The 22603-nt window shown below is 43.9% G+C and carries 15 protein-coding genes; 6 read left to right on the top strand and 9 right to left on the bottom strand.

The window, feature by feature from the left end; genetic code table 11:
- Positions 1-23: 23 nt before the first annotated feature.
- Entirely contained in the window at positions 24-2642 is a 2619-nt protein-coding gene (locus tag D6V41_RS15345; protein ID WP_136252427.1) for a VolA/Pla-1 family phospholipase, read from the bottom strand.
- A 267-nt stretch (positions 2643-2909) separates the two neighbouring features.
- Here D6V41_RS15345 and D6V41_RS15350 point away from each other — a divergent pair, with 267 nt between their 5' ends.
- On the top strand, positions 2910-3671 hold the full coding sequence (locus tag D6V41_RS15350) for a YciK family oxidoreductase (RefSeq protein ID WP_136252428.1): 762 nt from the start codon (positions 2910-2912) through the stop codon (positions 3669-3671).
- A gap of 133 nt (positions 3672-3804) precedes the next feature.
- Here the strand turns inward: D6V41_RS15350 and glnS are convergent, their stop codons facing one another.
- Positions 3805-5466 (bottom strand): glutamine--tRNA ligase, encoded by a 1662-nt coding sequence (gene glnS, locus D6V41_RS15355; RefSeq protein WP_136252429.1) that lies wholly within the window; start codon positions 5464-5466, stop codon positions 3805-3807.
- A gap of 240 nt (positions 5467-5706) precedes the next feature.
- Between glnS and D6V41_RS15360 the strand changes: the two genes are divergently transcribed.
- Positions 5707-6747 carry a LacI family DNA-binding transcriptional regulator gene (locus D6V41_RS15360; protein ID WP_136252430.1) on the top strand — a complete coding sequence of 347 codons (1041 nt, stop codon included), beginning with the start codon at positions 5707-5709 and terminating at the stop codon, positions 6745-6747.
- 49 nt (positions 6748-6796) lie between these two features.
- On the opposite strand, the gene D6V41_RS15365 is transcribed toward D6V41_RS15360, so the two are convergent.
- Positions 6797-8263: an MFS transporter gene (locus tag D6V41_RS15365; RefSeq protein WP_136252431.1), complete on the bottom strand. Its 1467-nt coding sequence runs from the start codon at positions 8261-8263 to the stop codon at positions 6797-6799.
- Between the two features lie 250 nt (positions 8264-8513).
- Here D6V41_RS15365 and D6V41_RS15370 point away from each other — a divergent pair, with 250 nt between their 5' ends.
- Complete coding sequence (locus tag D6V41_RS15370) at positions 8514-8972, top strand: tryptophan 7-halogenase (protein ID WP_136252432.1); 459 nt, start codon at positions 8514-8516, stop codon at positions 8970-8972.
- A 19-nt stretch (positions 8973-8991) separates the two neighbouring features.
- Complete coding sequence (locus D6V41_RS15375; protein WP_136252433.1) at positions 8992-9561, top strand: tryptophan 7-halogenase; 570 nt, start codon at positions 8992-8994, stop codon at positions 9559-9561.
- Here D6V41_RS15375 and D6V41_RS15380 read toward each other — a convergent pair.
- The 5 genes from D6V41_RS15380 to D6V41_RS15395 are packed head-to-tail and all read right to left on the bottom strand — an operon-like array spanning position 9545 to position 16930.
- On the bottom strand, positions 9545-12235 hold the full coding sequence (locus tag D6V41_RS15380) for a glycoside hydrolase family 31 protein (RefSeq protein WP_241664565.1): 2691 nt from the start codon (positions 12233-12235) through the stop codon (positions 9545-9547). The two genes, D6V41_RS15375 and D6V41_RS15380, sit on opposite strands and share 17 nt — an antisense overlap.
- Positions 12236-12243: 8 nt before the next feature.
- Entirely contained in the window at positions 12244-14310 is a 2067-nt protein-coding gene (locus D6V41_RS15385) for an alpha-amylase family protein (protein WP_136252434.1), read from the bottom strand.
- A gap of 48 nt (positions 14311-14358) precedes the next feature.
- A complete protein-coding gene (locus tag D6V41_RS18205; protein ID WP_168711058.1) occupies positions 14359-14511 on the bottom strand; it encodes a DUF5989 family protein in 153 nt (50 codons plus the stop codon).
- A gap of 1 nt (position 14512) precedes the next feature.
- Complete coding sequence (locus tag D6V41_RS15390; protein ID WP_136252435.1) at positions 14513-14959, bottom strand: SxtJ family membrane protein; 447 nt, start codon at positions 14957-14959, stop codon at positions 14513-14515.
- 6 nt (positions 14960-14965) lie between these two features.
- Positions 14966-16930: a carbamoyltransferase family protein gene (locus D6V41_RS15395; RefSeq protein WP_136252436.1), complete on the bottom strand. Its 1965-nt coding sequence runs from the start codon at positions 16928-16930 to the stop codon at positions 14966-14968.
- Positions 16931-17345: 415 nt separating this feature from the next.
- On the opposite strand from D6V41_RS15395, the gene D6V41_RS15400 reads away from it, so the two are divergent.
- Both D6V41_RS15400 and D6V41_RS15405 read left to right on the top strand, forming a co-directional pair.
- Entirely contained in the window at positions 17346-19280 is a 1935-nt protein-coding gene (locus D6V41_RS15400; RefSeq protein WP_136252437.1) for a tetratricopeptide repeat protein, read from the top strand.
- A 73-nt stretch (positions 19281-19353) separates the two neighbouring features.
- Positions 19354-21198: an SGNH/GDSL hydrolase family protein gene (locus D6V41_RS15405; RefSeq protein ID WP_136252438.1), complete on the top strand. Its 1845-nt coding sequence runs from the start codon at positions 19354-19356 to the stop codon at positions 21196-21198.
- Between the two features lie 64 nt (positions 21199-21262).
- On the opposite strand, the gene D6V41_RS15410 is transcribed toward D6V41_RS15405, so the two are convergent.
- Entirely contained in the window at positions 21263-22474 is a 1212-nt protein-coding gene (locus D6V41_RS15410) for an RICIN domain-containing protein (RefSeq protein WP_136252439.1), read from the bottom strand.
- Positions 22475-22603: the final 129 nt, after the last annotated feature.

The raw sequence follows: 22603 nt of genomic DNA on the forward strand, positions 1-22603 counted from the left end.
GCTTAAAAACGTTAATGTAGTCACTAGTTTGCCACGATAGATTCATTAGTTACCTGAATGACCGTTGCATCAGACCCTAGATAAGTCGCTACTTGAGACTGCATTTCAGCAGTGACCGCTGCGTTTGGACCCGGGTTAATGCTACTTGCGTGCGCACCAGCGGTGTATTTTACAATGCCGCTAAGTGGCTCGCTTGACATCACAGTAGATGAAATTGTTTCGAGATTCATCAATGTAGCGAGCGGTAACTGGCCTGAAAGCGGAACCGATGTAGACACCGGAATCACTTGGTCTGGCAGGTTTTCGCCTCCGTCACCGACAACAGTGATCATATGAACATTTGTATTTTGTCCAAGCGTTTCAAAAAAGTTTATCGGGTCTGATTGGTCACTCACGGTTTGCGCAGCAAAAGCAAACTGAGCAAACACTGCATTTACGCCAGCAGCTTGCTCAGGCGTCAAGGCCGCCAAAAAGTTGTTTGTTGCTTCGACTAATTGGGCTTCAGTAACATCCGTTGAGCCATAAGTTGCTTGTAAGAAAGCCTGAAAATCAGCAGACGCTTCTGACAGCAAGAAGCCTTTAATAAGGGGACCAAAAGCGGCAGATTCCAATAAGAACTGCGCCAGGCCACCGCCAGGTGATTCAAGCGATACAGCCTGTACATTAAATAATCCGCTCAAGGGCGCCAGTTGGCCTTCAAATGGCGTATTCGCAAGCGAAGCAAAGTTACCGCCAGTGATTGCACCGAGGGAAACGCCCATTGCCGATACATCAGTGCCGTTAATTTGCACCATATCGTTGCCGGTAGCATTAACAAACGCATTCAAACCTAAACGAATACCCAATAAATCAGACACGGCCTGGCGAGAGTTATCGCGAGCTGTCGGTAAACTGGCAAGGTTTAAAAACGCCGTTGCACTTACTGTAGTAGCATTGATTTCATCGCCCGGATTTGTTGGGTCTACATCAAAGCCGCGTGAGCCATGAAGGGGTTGATCTATCGCTACCGTTGCAAAACCGGCAAGTGATAATGCTCCAGAGATAGAAAGCATATCTTCTTTTTGCGAGGTGATGCCGTGAATGAGCATCACAACTGGCCATCCACCCTCTGGCATCGCAATATCAAACCCTAGGGCACCCGCTACCGTTGGATTGGGAATGGTGACTTGTACGTCTAGCGTTTCTCTGCCCATATTTCCGCCTTGCATCTGCGGAACCGGGTTGAATTTAGTCAGGTTACGATCTTTATCTAAAGGTTGCCCGTTAATCGTCACATCACGTAATCCAACCGCTTGACAGAACGCATCATTCGGGCCTGGCTCAGCAGCGGCTAGTGCATCACCTGCAAGCGCCAGTACCAAGCCTGAATCACATGCCGCAGTCCAAAACTCATTTGCAGGAGCGGCCGGGTTATCTGCTCGCGGAATTGGCGAATAGTAAGGTAGAGATACATTTCCTTCGAACAGATTGGCAGCACATAATGGACCTGCGCCCTGTCCCAGAATGCCTGTTCCTATTTGCTGAACCACGCCATTAACTTCCGCTTCAAATGGTGTAAAAGACTGCCCTGTGGCAGCAGCAAATTGACCACTGGCGGCAGCAAGTAATCCATTACAAGTGGTAAGCGCTGTAAAATCACCTGATTCAAAGAATGGAGCAAGCGGTGCAGCAGCTGGATTCTCAAGCGCGGTAGCGATTGCGCCATCAACCGCATCCTGAGAAACAACGCCCAGCTTTTCCATTACATTGCCTTCTTCTGCTTGCCCGGTAACAACAATGGCAGGTAATGCTTCACCGGCACTTGGGTCACCGGCAGCCGAACGTTGCGCAAATTCACTTACGTACAATTGTTTAATAGTATTCATCACCGGTGTAATAGACTGCGTGGTAAAAGCCGCTACATAGGTCAGTTCATTTCGGCTAAAGCCCACTGGCTCCAAAGTGTCAATGTGAGAGTTAACAATACCCTGCAGATTTAACTGGTCTTCTGTTGATAATGGATTCGTATCGATGTCTTGCTTGACCAAATCCCATGTTGTTGAACCTTGTACCGACTTTCCGCTGGTGTCTTTCAGGTCGGTGGTCATAACAAGTACGTAGCTTTGCGCTTCTTTTAGTGGACGAAGCGGCACAACATTAACCGTGTCTTCGTCGCCAAGGCTAAGCACATAATCTTGACCAAAGCTTAACTCATCACCCACTTTACATCCGGCGCTTGGAACTTGAATAACGGCACAATCCGGGTCTTGTTGGTTAAGCGCAAGCGTTGCTTCAAAAATTCGAATGCCTGCAGATAAGGTGTTTGGATCGATTGATACGCCAGCGGGCACATCAACATTAATAGTAAATGGTGTATTCGTTGACCAACCATCTAAAACATTCAAAGCATTCTGTGGATCACTGAAATCGCTTGGATCATCGACCGGTATATTTAAAGTGAAGTCAAAAAAACCGTCGTCCCCCGGAAGCATTAACAAATCATTAGGAATGTTAAGTTCACCCTCTCCCGGATTAAAAACAATACGTGAAACAGGTGTTTGCACCACTGTTTCTTCCTGGATTTCGGAGATAGTTTCTCCGCCACCGCATCCGGCAAGCCCCAATGCTGCTAAGATACTTGTGCTTACTAACAGTTTTTTCATTCTTTCTCCCTACTCAATCTGTAGATGCTTTTTATAATCTTGAGTGACAAATTGTACGGTCTGCTAACGGATGCTTTTTTGCACAACTAGTAAGACCAGTTAATAATTGCCTATAGTATGTACTTTACGTTGACTTTGCAAAGTGTTTGTAAACGTAATGTAATAAAAAAATAGAATATGCTTGTAAGTATTAGCAGTTACTTTAGCTAATTCAAATTCTGCGCTACTATTCGGCCACTTTTTTTATCGGTATTTAAGAGTTGATGCATGTCTGAACTTCTTCCACATTTGGCATTTGAAGCGCACGAACATAGTTTATTAAATAAAGTCATTTTGGTGACTGGCGCTGGCGATGGCATAGGAAAACAAGCGGCTTTAAGCTATGCAAAGTGTGGGGCCACTGTGATTCTTTTAGGCAGAACTGTCTCTAAGCTTGAAGCAGTATACGACGAGATAATGTCCAATGGTGGTAAACAGCCCAGTATCGTACCGCTCGATTTGGAAGGCGCGACTTTGCAACATTATCAAGGCATGGCAGATACTATCGCAGGTGAATACGGCAAATTAGACGGCGTATTATTTAATGCCAGTTTGCTTGGTGCCTTATGCCCTTTTGCTGAAATTAAGGAAAAAGAATTTGATCAGGTCATGCAGGTAAACGTCAAAAGTCAGTTTTTGATGATGCAGGCTCTTTTGCCCTTGCTTAAACAAAACCAGACTGCTTCGGTAGTGTTTACAAGCTCAAGCGTCGGGCGAAAAGGCCGAGCATTTTGGGGGACTTATTCGATGAGTAAGTTTGCCACTGAAAGTATGATGCAGTTACTTGCTGACGAGTATAAAAATAAAGCGCTAAGATTTAACTGTATTAATCCCGGCGCCACTCGTACAGATATGCGTGCTAAAGCCTATCCGGGGGAAGATCCTAAAAAATTAAAGACACCGGCGCAAATCATGCCAACTTATATTTATTTAATGTCTGATGTATCTCGCGGCGTGAACGGTCAGTCGCTTGATTGCCAACCTAAATAAGCACAGGCCAACGTAAGAAAGTTTATTTTTAATAATCAAAATATAAAAGGATGCGCTTTTAGTTACGCATCCTTTTTTATTAGCTAGACTAAAAAACTAGAACTAAAAGCACCTGGTAATAGACAGTCGTGCATTAATCGCCAATTTTAGCCCAGGTATCTCTTAGCTCTACCGTACGGTTAAATACCAGTTTTTCCTGGCTACTTTCAGTATCAATACAAAAATAACCAGTGCGCTCAAACTGAAAGCGCTCCAAAGCCTCACCTTTGGATAATTCAGGCTCAACAAACCCATTCACCATAATTAAAGACTCAGGGTTAATTGTCGCTGCAAAATCTTCTTGCGCAGCAGGATTTGGGTGGGTAAATAACCGGTCGTACAGATTAAACCTGGCAGGCTTTCCTTCACTTGCGCTGACCCAGTGAATTACGCCTTTCACTTTGTTCTCTACCGGATCTTTACCAAGCGTATCCGGGTCGTAATGACAGTACACAGTTGTGACATTACCTTCAGCGTCTTTTTCAACGCGATCGGCATAAATACAGTAGCTGTTGCGCAAGCGCACCCCTTTATCCAAGGTCATTCGCTTGAACTTCTTATTTGCCGATTCCCTAAAATCCTCAGCCTCAATGTACACTTCTCGCGTCATGGGTATTTTACGTGCTCCCATATTTTCATCATTGGGATGATTAGGCGCATCGAGCCATTCAATTTTATCATCAGGATAATTTTCAATCACAACTTTTATTGGGTCCAGAACGGCCATTCGGCGAGGAGCGTTCTGATTGAGCTCATCACGAATGCAGGCTTCCAACATGCTCATCTCGACCATATTATCCATTTTGGTCACACCAATGCGTTTACAAAATTCACGAATTGAAGCGGGTGTGTAGCCTCTGCGGCGAATACCGGCAATAGTGGGCATGCGCGGATCATCCCAGCCATTTACATGCTTTTCGTCAACGAGCAGAATCAGCTTCCGTTTACTTAACACCGTGTATTCCAGATTTAAGCGGCTGAATTCGTACTGACGAGGCGTACAGTCAATGCTGATATTTTCAATAACCCAATCATACAAGCGACGATTATCCTGAAACTCCAGTGTACAAAGCGAATGCGTAATGCCTTCAATCGCATCAGAAATGCAGTGCGTAAAATCGTACATTGGGTAAATGCACCATTTATCTCCTGTTTGATGGTGATGCGCAAACTTGACTCTATAAATGACGGGATCACGCATACACATAAAAGGCGATGCCATGTCAATTTTTGCGCGCAGACTACAAGTACCTTCTTTGTATTCGCCTGCCTTCATTTTCTCAAAGTGAGCAAGATTCTCTTCAGGCGCGGTGTCGCGGTACGGACTATTCTGGCCGGGCTCGGTGAGAGTGCCACGCAATTCGCGTACCTGCTCCGGCGAACTGAAATCGACGTAGGCCAAGCCCTTTTCAATTAGCTCGCAGGCATAAGCATATAGCCTATCGAAGTAATCAGAGGAATAGCGAACATCTCCGTTCCATTCAAAACCAAGCCAGTGAACGTCGTGCTTGATCGAATTGACAAAATCGATATTTTCCTTTTCAGGATTGGTATCGTCAAAGCGCAGATTACACGTTCCCTGATAGTCTTCGGCAATGCCAAAGTTTAAACAAATTGATTTAGCGTGTCCCATGTGCAAATAGCCATTGGGCTCAGGCGGAAATCGGGTTGCAACCTTAGTGTGTAAACCAGAAGCGAGATCTTTATCGATAATTTGTCGAATAAAATTGGTCGGACGTGGCGCAGTCTCGGCCATAAAAATGTTTTCCTTATTATAACTGCCAACCTGCAAAACAGATATCTCTGTTTTACAAGCGCAATACTCAGTTAACTTGAGCGTGTTCAGTAATCAATTGCGTGAAAGTATAACACTTCAAATATGACTGCATCATGCATTTTTTCAAGCCCTTATACTTTTATACTTGAACAAATTGAGCGCTCTCGTGTATAAACTCCTAGAAAACAATAAATATTGTTCAATAGGTCAAATTCCTGAATGAAAAATAAAGCCACGTCTTTTGACATTGCTCATATGGCAGGTGTGTCACAAAGCACCGTGTCTCGCGCGCTTAGCGATAGCCCCTTAGTTAACAAAGAAACGCGCGACCGAATCAAGCAAATTGCGAAAGAACTCAACTATAAAGTGGATAAAAACGCCAGTAATTTGCGCAAGCAACAAAGCCAGACTTTGGCACTTTTACTCTTTGAAGACCCCACTAATGATGATTCGCTCATAAATCCGTTTTTTATCAGTATGCTTGCCAGCATTACCAAAGCAAGCGCAGCGGCAGGCTACGATCTACTTGTTTCATTTCAGAATATGAACGACGACTGGCATGCTGTGTACGAAGATTCAAACAAAGCCGATGGTATTATTTTGCTTGGCTATGGCTCCTATACCGACTACGAGTACAAACTTAGCCAATTGGAAGAACAAGGTACCCGTTTTTTACGATGGGGCGCACCAGATACCAAGCATCCGGGAATATCGATTGGCTCGGATAACGTATTAGGTGGTTATTTGATGGGAGAACACTTGTTATCCTTGGGACATCGTAAATTTGCATTTGTGGGCGAAGCTAATCGCGGCGCACCCGAGTTGTTGGGAAGGCTAAACGGTTTGAAAAAAGCAATGAGGCAGCAAGGCGTCGATACCTCCGATATCAAGCAAGTTGATGCTATTAGTACCGAACTTTCTGGCTTTAAGGCTGCCAACGCCCTGCTTAAATTGTTTAAAGATGCCCCGCTGCCAGATGCCATTTTTTGCGCCACTGATTTGATTGCAATTGGCTGTATTCGGGCGCTACGCACTGCCGGACTGAAAGTTCCTGAAGATATTGCGGTAGTCGGTTACGATAATATTCAGATAAGCGAATTCTCAACACCGCCCCTCACTACCGTGCGCCAGGATACTTTATTGGCAGGACAACTGCTCGTTAGTAATTTGATAAAACTTATTCGCAGCGAAGCGGTTGAGGATACCTTGATGCAGCCAGAACTGGTGATACGAGAATCTTGCGGAAGGTTTGTAAAATAAAGAAAGGCTTCTTAAAGAAGCCTTCGCCAATACACCTCAAATCCTGAGCTTAGTCAGCCACCTGTCGCTCCGTCTCTTTTACAAAGAACACCGACACTGCGGCAAAAATCATTAAGACTCCTGCCAAGGCAATAATGTTTATCGCTTCATTATCAAACGCATATTTAAGAATAAGGCCTGCGGTAAGCGCACTGATAATCTGCGGCGCAGCAATAGTGAAGTTAAAAATTCCCATATAAATGCCAGTTTTATCGGCAGGTAAAGCGCCCGCCAGCATAGCATAAGGCATCGCCAAAATAGCCGCCCACGCAATCCCTACACCTATCATGGGAACAAGCAAGTACAAAGCGCCCATGGGCACAGTGACTTGCGTTATCAGTAAATTAACATCGACGGGTGTTAAATCCTGAAAAAACATAAAGCTAATATAACTCAGACCGCCTAGAGCGAGTGCACCTGAATACACAAGTTTTCTGCCTAATCTGTCTGCCAGTTTTGCCAAAAACACTGAAAAAATAGCAGCAAATAACGAATACGCAGCGAATATAATACCTACCCAATCTCCTGCCGCACCCTTTGCCGCAGCGATTTCAAGCGGTACCGCGTCAAGCGTTGCTAAGAAACTTTGATCAAACCACTTTTTATCAACCCCCCAAATATGCTGCGTGATGGCATTTGTGGTATAGACCCACATAATAAAAAGGGCAAACCAGGAAAAAAACTGAGTAACTGCCAAACCCTTCATAGTAGTAGGCATATGAATGACTAAGCGAACAAAGTTTGAAAGGCGCTCGGAAACCGGTGGCTTTTGTTCCCGTGCTTTAGCCACCTCTACCGCATCCATTCCTTTGTAAGCATAGTATTGCTCAGGCGGGTATTCCTTTGTTCTAAAGACCGTCCAAAGTACTGTTCCAAGCAGCACAGTTGCACCAATATAAAATGCCCACATGACACTTTGTGCAACAGAGCCAGGCTCAGTAGTATTGTCCAGGCCAATCACATTAGTCAGTAAAAATGGCAATAGTGAACCTACTACTGCGCCAATATTGATTAACAGCGATTGCACTGAATAGCCTACGTTTCGCTGCTTAGGTGGCACCATGTCGGATACCAGCGCTCTGAATGGCTGAAAACACACGTTAAACGAAGCATCCATAATCGCCAACATCAGTACGCCAAAAATCATAGGCGCAATAAACGCTACAAACAAAGGCGCGTTCGGCATCAGTACCATACCGATTGCGGCAGCAATAGCACCTGCAAATATAAAGGGTGTTCGTCGCCCCATTCTGTTCCAGGTTCTATCTGATGCTGCACCCACAAATGGCTGCACAATAAGCCCCATCAAAGGCGCAACAATCCAAAAGAACGAAAGTTGGTGAGGGTCGGCGCCCAAGTCAGACAAGATCCGACTCACGTTAGCGTTTTGCAAAGCAAAACCAAACTGCACGCCTAAAAAGCCAAAGCTGACATTCCAAACTTGCCAGAAAGATAATTGAGGTTGTTGTTTTCCCATTATTCGCTCTTTATTTTATTTTTATACACTAACAGTATTTTGTTAACTAATTGTTATTTGCGCTTGATTGTACATGCACAGCTCTAAGAACACTATTTATCTGCATACGTATTCACGCAGGAATTCTATTCGGTGAAAAGATTCGAAGATTTAAGTTAAGTCATGGATAAACATAAAGCCGCTTCAAGCATGCGATAAAATGCGCTATGTTTATGCGTAAATAAACTTCCACCTACGACTAAGCAGAAATATGCAACACATTGTGATTTTAGGCGGCGGCACTGCTGGCTGGATGTGCGCCAACTTGCTTGTTAAGCATCTTGACGCGCATAGATTTAGCGTAAGCTTAATTGAAAGTCCCGACATTGGGATTATTGGCGTGGGTGAAGGCTCAACACCGCATCTAAAAGTGTTTTTTGATGATTTAGGCATTAGTGAAAAGGAGTGGATGCCCGCATGTCATGCTACTTATAAAAATGGTATCAGCTTTGTAGACTGGTCCTCACATCTTGAACAAAATCGGTATTTTCATCCCTTTCCCTCCTATGCAGACAGACAAAGTGCGGCTGCATTTCTTATGCATTGTCACTTAGGGTTTAGAGGCGTGCCCATTCAGGCAAATCCAGATGACTATTTTTTAGCAGCGCGATTGCCCTTGCCTCAACTGAAGAACAAGCAATCCGTTCTGAGACTACCGCAAGCGCACTGAAGATGCTAGAAGAATTCATATGAAGGTGGGCAAACTTGAAAAAACATGGAACAAAAATGTGATAGCACTTGGACTTTCACAAGGTTTTATTGAGCCATTAGAAGCTACCGCATTACACCTTGTTTTAGAGACGATGATTGGCTTTTTCACGCATTTTAAACAGGGTGACTTTTCCCAAAAAGACATTGAGCATTTTAATCAATCAATATCGGCGCGTTACGAAGGCATACGCGATTACATTGTGTGTCATTACAAAGTGAATACCCGAAACGACACTGAATATTGGCACGATGTAAAAAGCAATATTCCTATTTCCGACAACTTGTGCGCAGTACTAGACACCTGGGATGCCGGGAAAGATATCACGCCGGTTTTGCAAGCTCGCGGCATGGATAAATATTATCCGGCGGTATCGTGGTACTGCTTATTAGCCGGATACGGGCGCTTTAAAAATAAGCCTGGCACCGTAGACTATGACCAAAAAATAAGTGAGCAGATCAGTGAGCAGCGCAAGCAGGTTCGGCGCTTTTTACAGGCCACCAAAGGGCGCTTTCTTTCTCACCAAGATGCACTTAAAGCACTATCTTAAATGAAAGTGCTTGAGTAAGTTCACCCGACACATACAAACGTTTGTTTTGTTCATCCCAGTAATACCCGGTTTGCATGTTAAGCGCATTTTTGTCAAACACTTCGCCTACCTGTTTTTGCGCAACTGAAATACTTTCAGGTGTTGAATTCAGTCCTGTAATATCAAATACCAGATGGCGTTTTAATGGCGCATCCGGGTACTTGCCTTCGACCTTGACTTCAAGCAGTAAAGTGTTTGCTTTACGCTCACTGTTAAATACGATTTGCTGATAATCACCATTCTCAATGGTTGCTGGCGTTTTACCATCATCTTCATACAGGGTATAGAGGCTCTTGGTTTGACTTTCATGAGTGAAGTGTCGCACTTTAAGTAAGCGACTTGAATATTGCTCAGTATTTTGAATCGCATCAATCATGGGAATAAAGCTTCCGGCTCTTGCAAAAACCGGCAGCTCATCAAGAGGCGTCAACACAGAAATGCTCTGTCCGCCTTTAAAAAACGGGGAGTGACCAAAAAAATAAAACCACCCACCTTCAGGCAATTCAATGCTCTGCGCCTCCACGCCAGGTGATAGCACGGGTGAAACCAACAATGCATCGCCCCACATATAGGCATCTGTGCGACCAATATCCTGGCCTTCAAATACCATAAACAGTGGCCGCATCATAGGGATACCCTGCATGCTATTTTCCATGCTTAAGCTGTAGTTATAAGGCAGTAATTCATAGCGCAGTTTTACAAATGGCCGCACTAAATTCTGTGTTGACTCGTCGTGAAACACAGGTTCCGGCGCAATATGATCCTGTGCATGAGGACGATAAACCGGTTGAAAAACGCCATACTGCATCCATCTTACGTAAAGTTCCGGATCAAAGACCTCGCCACCGGCGAAGCCGCCTAAATCAGAATGCGTGTATGCAAGGCCAAATAAACTCATTTGCAATGCAAGTTCTACTTGCGGTTTAAGCCCATTCCACGAGCGCTCTACGTCACCTGTCCAGGGTACCATCCCATAACGCTGCGAACCTAAAAAGCCAGCGCGCATCATCACAAAAGGACGTTCATTAGGGCGCATCTCAGCTTGTCGTGAATACACCATTTCAGCCCACTTGTGGCCGTAAACGTTGTGAATTTGATCACCCGTCACCCACTTCGCCTTGGTATTTGAATGTGTGTCGTCTGTATATGTGTTAAACCAATGCAAACTGTCAGCGGGGTGCACTTCCGGCTCACCTAAATCGCCCCACCAGCCTGCCACGCCTTGCTTGTTTAATTCGGCGTAATATGACCAAAACCAGTCTTGAGCGCCTTTATCAAACACATCGACCAGCCCGGTATTGCCAAAATAAAAATCAAAGCGGCGTGGCTCTCCTGCCAGGTTTTTAGTAAGCGCATTATTATCAACCGCCGATTGCCATTGTGAAGAACTTGTAAGAATAAACGGTTCGGTAATAAGAATGGTTTTTACGCCTTTATCTTTAAGTGTGGCAATCATCTTTTCAGGCTCGGGAAAGGCATTTTTATCCCATTGTAAATTTCCCATATGCCCTTTTATATCTGGACCAAACCAAAATAAATCGAGCACAACTGCATCAACAGGGAAGTCCTGCTCTATAAATTTGTTGATGGTTGCTAAAGTTTCTTCTTGCGTTCGATAACCAAAACGTGAGGCATAATTACCCAGCGCCCATCGAGGAGGGAGCGGTTGTGTGCCTGTGATGCTAACAAAATTTGATACCACATCGCTTGCTGAGTCACCTGCACTGAAAATGTAAGCGGTGCGGCCTGAGACTGCTTCAAACTGCAAAATATTTTGTTCGGTGTGCGCAATATCAAGAAAGCCGCTGGCGCTGTTATCAAAGGCAAGAATGTAATGTTTACTGCTCATCACTGCAGGCAAACTGTAGTACATTTGCGAAGATTCAGTGGAGTAACCATAGTGCGCTTTATTGTATAAAGGCAATCGATGCCCTCTCCTGTTCATACCTAAAACGCGCTGTCCGCCTCCAAGCATGGCCTCTGTGTCATCTAGCTGAAAGCGAAAACCTCTTAAGGTATCGTATGCAAAAAGCCCGCTTTCTTCTTCCAAGAGCAGCTTATCGCCTTTTTTAAAGGCAATTTTTAGGGGTGAACGATCAATAAGCACATCAAGCTCAGGCAAGCGCATAACAAGCTTATCGGAAGACGTAATCAGCTCAACTTCTTTAAATACAGCGTGATTTTCAGGCAAGGCAAATGAGGGGAGCTGATGTACGTTGGGGGGCTGGTAAAAAACTTCGACAGATTCCTGGTTAAGCGCGGTGATGTGTAATTTGCCCTCGCTCAGCTCAATACTTAGAACTCCATCACGAAGTTCAGCGTGCTTTATTTCTCGTGAAATAGCCTTGCGTGAAATAACTTTAGATGAGATGACTTCAAGAGAAAGCGGCTTAGCATTGGCTGAACTGGCAAGCACATTGCCGCTTGCAAACATAAGTGAAGTTGAAACAATCGAGAGGGTAAACGCAATATAAAGCGCGCCTTTTACCTGTTGCAAGTGCTGCTGCACGTGTTTTAGCAAGAACAATTGCAGAAGCTGTTTCGGGTGTTTCAGCTGTGGTACAAGGCCGCGTACATGTTCGAGTTTTTTAGACGCTAATGATGCAAAATCACCTGTCAAGAAGAACCTTTTCATTCTTATTCCTATTGCTTGTTCTGCTCGAGATTCAACTCATAAATCACTGAACCCAAGGGCTGAATCTTAACGTTAACTTGCCCTGTCTTATCGGCGTTCACTCTCAGAAATACTTCATCATTTGCCTTACTATTCTCGTCAACAAGCAGGTGCCGCAAAGAATAATCACTTTCGCCCAGCCCCCACTTTTGAATTAAATCATCAGGCAGCATTAAAGAAAACTCGCGCGCTTCTTCAGCAAAATTACTCACTGTTATCAATGCTTTGGTGTTTGAACTGCCCGCTTCAGGATACCGAACAAAGGCAAATTGATTCTGTGAATAGTCCGAGTCATTAGCAATATTTAAAGCATGTAAAGACTGATACGCTTCTCGCATACTTGGATGCGTCGCCGAAATAGTCATTACATCAATGTAATATTGTCGCAAAGCCTTTTCCTGCTCACTTAGCTGCCCGCCATCAAAACGACCATCGTTCATCCAGCGTTGATGGGCAGGAACGCCGGCATAATCGAAAATAGTCGTGCGCGTCGGATCGCCAAAACCGGTTTCTTCGCTGCCATCTTCTCCCACATCCTGACCAAAGTAGAGCATGGTGGGCGAACGACTGATCAATGCAGATACCACAAGTGCCGGTTTCCCTTTTAGCGCATCACCGGCAAAATCAGGACTGGCAATGCGCTGTTCATCGTGATTTTCTAAAAAATGCAGCATGTGTTGCTCAATATCGGACAAACTCTCTTGAATATCTTCTAATGGCTGGGCAGGTCCCTTTCCTTGCATGAGTAATTTAAGCGAATCGTAAAACTCGACTTTATCGTAAAGGTAATCCATTTTACCCAGGTTCAGATAATCACGATAAAGGTGCGGTTGATACACCTCAGCTAATAGTAGCGCATCGGGATGCTTGTGCTTGATTGATGAATTTAAAAATGACCAAAATTCCACAGGCACCATTTCTGCCATATCAAAACGAAAACCATCCACACCTCTATCTAGCCAGTAGTGGACAATATCTTCAAATTTGTACCAGGAATCTGGCAAGGATTTATTCTGCCAAAAGGCAAAATGCGCTGGATGTTCAAGTGATTCAAAGCCTTCTGGCAATTGCGGAAAATCATAGGTTCCGTCGGGTTTCACACCGTAATTTACCTTAACCGTCTCATACCAGTCATTAATATCAGGTTGCGCCAGTCGAGAGCCATTCCCCGTCCACTTTGCAGGGTCTTCATCAAACTTCCCATCAGATAAAGGATGTGGCTCGCCGCCAAGTGGCTGGTAGCCTTGTGATTGCGGTACTTTAAAAGTTTTGTCCACTATGTAGTAAAAATTATTGTCACGCGCATATTCGACGCTGGTGTCATCATTTGCACCAAAATCTTCGACTCCCTCAGGCGCGCTTAATGATTGATAATCCCGTGCGACATGATTTGGCACAATATCGATAATCACTTTCATACCGTGTTTGTGGGTGCGCTTAATTAGTGCTTCAAATTCTTGAAGTCGATTATTTACATCGATAGCAAGGTCAGGGTTGACGTTGTAATAATCTTTAACCGCATAAGGCGAACCCGCACGGCCTTTCACTACATCAGGGTCGTCCAGTGAAATTCCATACTGCTGATAATCGCGAATCACGGCATGATGCGGCACGCCGGTATACCAAATATAAGAGGTCCCCAGTTCTTTAATACCTAAGAGCGCTTCATCGGTAAAATCATCAAATTTGCCAACGCCATTTTCCTCTATTGTGCCCCACGGTTTATTTGTCGTATTGGTATTACCAAACAATCGAGTGAAAACCTGGTAGATAACGGGCTTACCCTCTCCTTGTGCTAAATGACCGAGTGCATTGCTGTGCTGCATTTTGTTATCCATGCTTTGCTCTTGTGTTGATTCACTGACACCTTTACTTACCGCATTTTCGCTCCTTAATTCAGCTTGAGAAGCCGTTTGAGCTTCGGCTACAGATTCAGCTTGATTTGAGGGAGTGCACCCAAATAAGGCAATACTTGCAATTAAAGCAATACTTAAGCTTTTGCTATAGCGAGTAAACAAACAGGAAGGAATACGCATCCTTAAAGTCCCTTGTGGTTAGTGTAAGTAGAGCGTGTAACTACTGGCCTAAAACAACGTGTAAATAAAGGTGGCTAATGCGCTTTGTTGCGTCGCAACTACGATGGCACCTAACAGTGCAAGCACTACCACAATAGGTAGTAGCCATATTTTTTTCCGTACCCGCAAAAAAGACCACAAGTCTTCTAAAAATTCGAACATATTAAAACGGTTCCTTTAGGTTTTTTGCAGTCGGTGGCGTTTCTCGCTTCACCCATGTTGATTTTTTGTTAACACGTTTTTGATATTGGAGCTTACCTAATAACTGCATCACAATACCAGTCGGAACAATTAAGAATACGTATGCAATACCCAAAATCACTTTTGTATTTAGCCATCCAAGCACTGAGGCAATAAACATCCAAAGCACATAAATAGGATAAAGCGCGCCAGGACGCACAATATGCAAGAGCATCAGCACCAGCGTAAGCAATGCTGGCCACAATGGCACGCTTAAGGAAAACAACCAGGGGATGAGTCCCATGAATACAAATGGAAATGCGATTGCCATGGTTAGTGCAAATGATTGTAGCGCGTCCGTATCACTTTTATTCACCATAGGTAGCATGATTGAAGAGAATATCTTAGCTATTGATTTTGTTATTTGCATGGGCACTTAGTCCTTTTCAAAGCTCACTAATTTGGCTCGCCTGATTGCGTCGAGGGGCTGATCCTTTTTGCGAAGCAAGATATTACCCATCACGAGAATATCCATGTCACAAGCTAAAAAACAGCGAATAGCGTCATTTGGGTTGCGTACAGGCGGCTCGCCTCTTACGTTAAATGAGGTATTAATTAACATGCCAATGCCAGTTTTTGCCTTAAAGGCCTCAATAAGTGCATAAAATCGCGGATTCGTTTGTTTATGAACACTTTGCACACGTGCCGAATAATCAACATGGGTAATAGCCGGTACACTGCTTCGTATCTCGTTCACTCGCTTAAGTTCAGAGCCTGTATTTGCCCTATGCCCCTTAGTTGGCGACTCGGGAGGTAAACAATGTTCTTGTTTAAGGGAGGCTACCATTAACATATAAGGACTTGCGCTGTGCATATCGAACCAAAGCGTAACATCCTCTGTTAAAACCGCTGGCGCAAAGGGGCGAAACGATTCCCTTTGTTTGATTTTTAGATTCATTTGCGACTGCATACTTGGACTACGAGGATCGCCGAGTATCGAACGATTTCCTAATGCTCTCGGTCCAAACTCCATGCGCCCCTGGAACCAGCCAACCACCATTTCTTGTGTCAGTAACTCAGCTACTGTGTTGAATAAGGTTTCATCATCCAGTGATTCAGTAACGAGCGCCTGTTCACTGCATGCCTGCAATATTTCTTCGTCACTAAAAGCGTCTCCTAAATAGGCACCGCACATGGCATCATTTTTAAAATCGTGTTGCTCAGCACTTGCCAGACTTTCTGTTTGCTTTGCCCCTTTGTAGGCTTGACGCGGACCCTTAAGGGCCTGATGATACACCTGCAAAACGGCACCAACGGCACTTCCTGCATCACCTGCCGCGGGCTGTATCCAGATATCTTTAAACAAGCCGCTTAAGCGCAGTTTTCCGTTGGCAACGCAATTAAGTGCAACGCCGCCTGCCATACAAAGATGTTCACAGCCTGTGAGCAATTTTGCGCGTTTCGCAATATTGAGTACAATTTCTTCTGTCACCACTTGAATACTGCGAGCAATGTCCATTTGTTGTTGGGTGATCTCAGCATCGAAAGGATGCGCTTTAGCACCAAATAGTTTTTCAAATTTGCGATTGATCATGCGCTTGCCAACCGGATAAGCAAAATATTCCATGTTAAGTGCAAAGCTACCGTCTTCAAAAATCTCGACAATATGTTTTTTAATCGTATCTACATAAACGGGATGACCATAAGGAGCCAGTCCCATTAGTTTGTACTCGCCAGAATTCACTTTGAATCCGCAGTAGTAAGTAAATGCGGAATACAGTAAGCCTAATGAATGGGGAAACTGTATTTCTTCCAGGGGAGTGATTTGATTACCATCACCCAACCATATTGACGAGCTCGCCCACTCTCCCACACCATCCAGGCAAACTATCGCCGCTTTTTGATAGGGACTCGGATAAAAAGCGGCCGCAGCATGAGATTGATGGTGCTCAGTAAAATACAAAGGCGCGATGCGCAACTTGGTTTTTTTAATTATTTTTCGCGCTTGAGCCAATTCAATACCATCGATTTTTGCTTTTTGGATACTGGCTATCTCGCGCATTTCGCGACGGATCAAACTTTTCAAATACAGCTTTTCTTTTAACCAAATAGGCATGGCCCGTGAAAATGCTAAAAAGCCTCGCGGCGCATGCGCCAAAAAGGTTTCCAAGAGGCGCTCAAATTTTAATAGCGGTTTGTCATAAAAAACAATCGCGTCTAAAGCCTCAAGATCAATCTGCGCTTCTTTGAGGCAATATTGGATGGCATCTTTCGGAAATCGTGGATAATGCTTTAATCGAGAGTAACGCTCTTGCTGAGCAGCAGCGACAATTTTTCCATTCACGATAATGGCAGCAGCGCTATCGTGATAAAAAGCTGAAATTCCTAATATTGCGCTCATCTTGTTTTTAGGTGTGCTCTGAGGTTTTCAGGCAAGTGTACTGAAACAATAAATTAAATGTTACTGCTTTTTACGTATACATCTCCTAGAACACGGTGGGATTACACAATGATACGCTTTTTGCATCAATCTAATTCGTAGCGCTGTGCATCAAAATAAAGTGTCGAAAAACATGGATGTTTTTCGTCAAGCACCTCATGGACGAGCTCGCAGCGTCTTTATTTTGATGCACAGCGCTACGAATTATCTCTTTCAAAAAGCGTATCATCGTCCAATTCCGCCGTCGCAAAATGTACTTAGGCAAAAGGGTCAAGACCAAACGAAATTGGTTGAATCGCGTACATAAGCAAAGCTATGATGTTCTCTCTTAACACATAGTTTACATAATTTCAGATTAACAAAAGAGTCATTCTTATTGAAACCCTCAAGTAACGAACGCCCAAACAGTACGAAAATACGCAAAACTTCGAAAGTATCGGGCGGCTTTCGAAAGCCTATATTTTATATTATCGCCTTTTTTCTTCCCGTTCTCATTTTAGTTTGCGCCGAATTCTTATTAAGAGCTTTTGGATTTGGGCAGTCTTATCCCCTATTCGTTGAGTCAAAACAGTTTGAGGGATATTTGCAGCCTAATCCCGATATTATCCAACGCTTTTTTTATCCCGCCTCTAAGGCACCTCAAGTTGCACCAGACACCTATTTGTTCAAAAAAGAAAAAGCATCAGATAGCTTACGTATCGTCGCAATGGGCGGCTCGACCATGGCAGGTTTTCCGTATGGAAGGGTTGGCTCACCCATCGACATGCTCAAACAACGCGTTAACGCAACTCACCCTCAGATGGATCTTGAAATTATTTCTGTGGCAATGTCGAGTATCAATAGCTTTAGCTTGCTGGATTTTGTAGACGAAGTCATTGAAATTGATCCCGATGCCATTTTGATTTATGCCGGACACAATGAATATTTAGGCGTTATGGGCGTCGGCTCCAGTTTTGCTGGGAAAGGCAGCTACTCGGCCAATTTGGCGTTTTTAAAATTAAAAGAGTTACGTCTTTATCAGTTAATGCAAATGGCATATTCCGTTATTTTTCAGGATGAAATAGTTACGCATAACCATGAAGCGCTTAGTAAGACAGAAAATCAGCCTGATTCATTATCAGGCCGCACGCTCATGGCGCAGGTGGCAAAAGAAAAAGAAATTATATATAAAAGTCCTTTGTATGACGCAGGACTGACTCAATTTCGAGACAACTTATCATTAATCTTAAATGCTATAGCCAAGCACAATATTCCGCTTTTTGTTTCAAGTATTGCGGCGAATGAACAAGACCTCGCTCCTTTTGCTTCTTTGTCACATCCTCGCTTAAATGAAGCAAGCAATGATCTTATTCATGCTACAAACTATGATAAAAACTTTATTCCTTATGAGCTGTTAGACGCTGAATTTGAATCGACTTATCACGCGGATTTTCAATTTGCGCTAGGGCATGCACTTTTACATGAAGGCGATATTCAAAAAGCAAAATCCCATTTTGTGCTCGCTCAAGACTATGACTTACTTCGCTTTAGAGCGCCTAGTGCATTTAATGCAATCATAAAAGAACTCGCCTCAACGCCGAACGACAGTGTATATTTTGTCGACGCTTACAAACAAATTGAGCAGGATACGCCAAATGGCATTATTGGCAATGCGTATATGTTGGAACACTTACATCCTAATGCGCGGGGATATTTTCTGATAGCCGAAAGTTTTTACCAGGCTCTGTTGTCGTCAAAGCTTTTACCGCCGCCACAAAATCCGGTTTCACAAAAACAAGCCTATGCCTGGCAACCTTTAAGTAAGGTAGATTTGGGTTACGGCCAATTTAAAGTAAACCAGTTAATGTCGGACTATCCCTTTACCGACAAGCCTGACCCACGCGGTGTAAAGCTTTCAAGTTTAAATTTGGACGTATCGGATACGGAGCTTGCCTTAATTGAGCAGCGAATAAACAATGCAAGTTTTATCGAAGTACAGCAAAATCTGATAGAGCAATTACAAATACAAAGAAGGCGCTTGGAGGCAGGTATAGCTGCGGGTAAGTTGTTTGATGCCATCCCACAACAGCCACAGCTTGCCAGGGTGGCCTCACTTTTATTGTTGCAGGAAAATGCCCTGCCGCTTGCAGAATATTATGCACAACAGGCCGTGAAGCTCGCACCAGACGAAAGCAATTTTAAACTTAGTTTGGCAGAGATAATTTATAAACAAGGGCGCAAAGCGGAAGCTGTCCGTTTGCTTGACAAGGTAATCGCTAAGGCGCCTGATAATATGAAAGCAAAACAAATTCGTGAGGCAGTCTCAAGATAAGCTGCGCCCTGAAGATATGCAGGCATGAACCGCTAAAAGTAACCAGCAGAACAAATGGAAAAAGACCAGTTGTATGAATAAACCCCATTTAAAATCAGGCAAGCTATCAAAACAGCTTCTTTTTTATATCATTGCGCTGTTCATTCCTGTTTTGTTTTTTGTCTTACTGGAATTTACGCTGAGATTATTCGATTATGGCAAATCTACACCGCTTTTTATCGACAATCCTGCAAACTCTCACTACATCCTTCCCCGACCAGACATCATGTCTCGCTATTTTCCCGATCCAGCCAGTCAACCACAGGTCACCCTCGAGGCTAATTTTTTATTAAAGGACAAACCTGAAAACGGACTGCGTATTTTTGTGCAAGGTGGAAGCACCGCCGCCGGCTTTCCCTATGGATTGGGTGCATCTCTCGCTTCAACTTTAGATCACCGCTTGAAACAGGCGCTTCCCGGCAGGCATGTAGAGGTGGTTAGCACCGCGCTTTCGGCGGTTAACAGCTACACTATGCTCGATTTAGCCGATGAAATCATTGCTCAAAGTCCAGATGCGGTTTTAATTTACGCAGGTCATAATGAGTTTTTGGGTATTTTAGGAGTTGGCAGTCATTACAGTATTGCAGAGGCGGCTAACACTACGCTTTGGTTTATCCGCTTAAAACACTTACGCACCTTTCAACTCATTCAGAACCTTTTTTTGAATATACAAACACCGCCTGGTACGCAAGATACTGTCATAGAGGTCGCGCCCGGTAGTGAGATTAAAAAACGAACCTTTATGGCGAAAGTGGCCAAACAAACTAACATTCCAAAATCGGGCACTACTTTCAATGCAGGCATATCTCAATTTAAGCGCAACATGACTTTATTGCTCGAAAAGTATAAAGAAGCAGGAATACCGGTATTTATTGGCACCGTGGCAAGCAACCAGTCTGACCAAGCGCCATTTGCCAGCAAGAGCGCCTCGAAGGCTCACGCTTCGCTTTTACAAAGCGTGCTTCCTTCGCTTTCACTACCAGCAAACAAGCTCACTGCCGCTCAACGCAATGAGGCGCGACGTGAATTAGTAAAAGTAAGTGAAAGCGTAATGGATTCAGATTCAGCAGATTTGCACTTTAAACTGGCGACATACTTAAATGCCTATGACTTGCATACACATGCAAAGGCACACTACCTGAATGCGATTGAACATGATCTACTGCGATTTCGAGCTCCTCAGGCAATTAACGATGCAATTGAAGCATTTGCAAAAGAAGAACATGTGTATCTGGTAGAAACGCTAAAGGCCTTTGAAGCTCGAAGCCCGCAAAGGATTATTGGGAATAATCTCATGCTTGAACATCTGCATCCCAATCTGCAAGGTTACTTCGTATTGTCTGAAAGTTTTTATCAGGCAATAAAGTCCTCCGGGCTTTTCGCACCCTTTGTCGATGTTCCAATTGATCAAGCCTGGAATGAACGATTAATATTACCTGCTGAGGAGTATTTTGGCTTTGCCACTATTTTGCATTTAAAATCAGACTATCCGTTTGTAGCACTCAAGGAGCATGACAACTCGCCTTTAAAGCTCCCTGCTCCACAAGACTGGCAGCAAGAACTCGGATTACGCTGGTATGAAAAAAAGCTCAGCTGGATGCAGGTGATGGAGCGAAGCCTTGTGCAATATCGCGCTCAGAATAACCAGCAAATGAGTCTTAAAACCTTGCAAATACTGGCAGATGCTCTGCCCCATAATGGCCTGTATAATCTGCAGCTTGCCGAGCACAAGTTTGCGCAAAACAGACTCAACGAAGCTTTGCATTATTATCGGCGTGCACAACTTGCCGGAGCAGTGAATGATGAAGTAGACACAACTGTCCGTATAATCACCGAGCGACTTCGTCAAGAGTATGGCTTGGAGACAAAAGAGGAATAAAAGCAAATGCCGCTAAACAGCGGCATGTGAGTTAAATACGATCTTAATTCCTATTTTTACATGATTAATACGCCTGAAGTGACCATTTTTGAGAACTCCAAGCTGTATTTAAAGGCGCCTGCACCAGGTTATCTCCATTGTTGCCATTCTCATGAAGATACAAATTTGACCATTGATTTTTAATACGGTATTGATTCCCTACCTTCTCAAACTTCCACTTTTGTGAGCTCCAGGACGTATTAAGATCAGCGAGTTTAACAATATCCCATTGGTCGGTAGAGCCTGCACTTAAGTAACGACCTGTCCACTGGTTTTTAATGCGATATATCCCCTCAGATACCTTTTCCAGCTTCCATTTTTGCGAACTCCAATCGGTATTCAGGTTCAACACCTGAGTATCGGCCCAGTTGAAATTGCCGCCTGCATGAATGTAGCGGCCTTTCCATCCCCCTTTGATACGTTTGTTACCGACGATTGCATCGGTATTACTGTTTTTACAGGCGTCATCAGTAAAGCTGGAAGGAAGGCATTTACGGGTGATTGTAAAATCGCGATAGTTTTGTCCGTGTGTTTCGACATTAAATTTAATGCCATCTACCTTTTTGTTAGGTAATCCATGATTGCGCCATTTGTTTAAGATAGGTTTGATAGACGTTGTACCACTGTTTCGATATGTCTGTCTTACCGCCCAAAACTGTACCCATGAGTTAAAATAAAACTTATAGTGTTTATAGCTTGCACCGTCATGATTTGTCTCGCCAAGATACTCATTTTGCGGATTATTGGGGTCCCAGTCATTGAGCAACCAGTCATGCATCTGCTGCGGGTTTCTTTTCGCTGTGTCAACGATATAGTTTTCATACCATCCGGCATTCCCATTCGGATTGCCAGAGATCCAGTTTACGGATATCTTGGGTCCATACCACCACTGCCCACTGCCGCTGCCAGTTTGAGAAAAAGACGCATTAACCGCAAAATCGTTTGATACATTATCGACTTTGTCGATGCTGAATGTGCCCGCAAAACTAGCGTCAAAGCCACCATTTTCATGATCAACGCTTATTGTGACGCGATCCGTATTGAGATCTCTGAACTTGCTTCCATCGAATTTATCGCTTTGCCAGGCAGTTGATGCATAATTACCTGCATAAATTCGCTCCAATCCAGATGAGGACGCTGCGTGAACTACGAGGGAAATGCTGACGCAACTTGCAAAGGCTAAAAGTCCCACGACTGACTTTTTCGATAGAGCACTACTTTTTGTATCAGTAAACATAGTAGAAATTCCTAATTGATTGTAAGAATGGTTGTGTGCGTGTGTCTTGCGAGTGTCTGTTCAGCAAATGAACAAACATAGATTAGGTAGGAAAGCCAAGAGAGTAAACCCCTGGCAGAGGTAAATGTT

Source organism: Ningiella ruwaisensis (genome assembly GCF_004798935.1).
Taxonomy (GTDB): Bacteria; Pseudomonadota; Gammaproteobacteria; order Enterobacterales; family Alteromonadaceae; genus Glaciecola; species Glaciecola ruwaisensis.

What these genes read in the sequence shown, in the direction of transcription:
- D6V41_RS15345 (WP_136252427.1), bottom strand. Translation starts at nt 2,642, where the DNA reads ATGAAAAAACTGTTAGTAAGCACAAGTATCTTAGCAGCATTGGGGCTT.
- D6V41_RS15350 (WP_136252428.1), top strand. Translation starts at nt 2,910, where the DNA reads ATGTCTGAACTTCTTCCACATTTGGCATTTGAAGCGCACGAACATAGT.
- glnS (WP_136252429.1), bottom strand. Translation starts at nt 5,466, where the DNA reads ATGGCCGAGACTGCGCCACGTCCGACCAATTTTATTCGACAAATTATC.
- D6V41_RS15360 (WP_136252430.1), top strand. Translation starts at nt 5,707, where the DNA reads ATGAAAAATAAAGCCACGTCTTTTGACATTGCTCATATGGCAGGTGTG.
- D6V41_RS15365 (WP_136252431.1), bottom strand. Translation starts at nt 8,263, where the DNA reads ATGGGAAAACAACAACCTCAATTATCTTTCTGGCAAGTTTGGAATGTC.
- D6V41_RS15370 (WP_136252432.1), top strand. Translation starts at nt 8,514, where the DNA reads ATGCAACACATTGTGATTTTAGGCGGCGGCACTGCTGGCTGGATGTGC.
- D6V41_RS15375 (WP_136252433.1), top strand. Translation starts at nt 8,992, where the DNA reads ATGAAGGTGGGCAAACTTGAAAAAACATGGAACAAAAATGTGATAGCA.
- D6V41_RS15380 (WP_241664565.1), bottom strand. Translation starts at nt 12,235, where the DNA reads ATGAAAAGGTTCTTCTTGACAGGTGATTTTGCATCATTAGCGTCTAAA.
- D6V41_RS15385 (WP_136252434.1), bottom strand. Translation starts at nt 14,310, where the DNA reads ATGCGTATTCCTTCCTGTTTGTTTACTCGCTATAGCAAAAGCTTAAGT.
- D6V41_RS18205 (WP_168711058.1), bottom strand. Translation starts at nt 14,511, where the DNA reads ATGTTCGAATTTTTAGAAGACTTGTGGTCTTTTTTGCGGGTACGGAAA.
- D6V41_RS15390 (WP_136252435.1), bottom strand. Translation starts at nt 14,959, where the DNA reads ATGCAAATAACAAAATCAATAGCTAAGATATTCTCTTCAATCATGCTA.
- D6V41_RS15395 (WP_136252436.1), bottom strand. Translation starts at nt 16,930, where the DNA reads ATGAGCGCAATATTAGGAATTTCAGCTTTTTATCACGATAGCGCTGCT.
- D6V41_RS15405 (WP_136252438.1), top strand. Translation starts at nt 19,354, where the DNA reads ATGAATAAACCCCATTTAAAATCAGGCAAGCTATCAAAACAGCTTCTT.
- D6V41_RS15410 (WP_136252439.1), bottom strand. Translation starts at nt 22,474, where the DNA reads ATGTTTACTGATACAAAAAGTAGTGCTCTATCGAAAAAGTCAGTCGTG.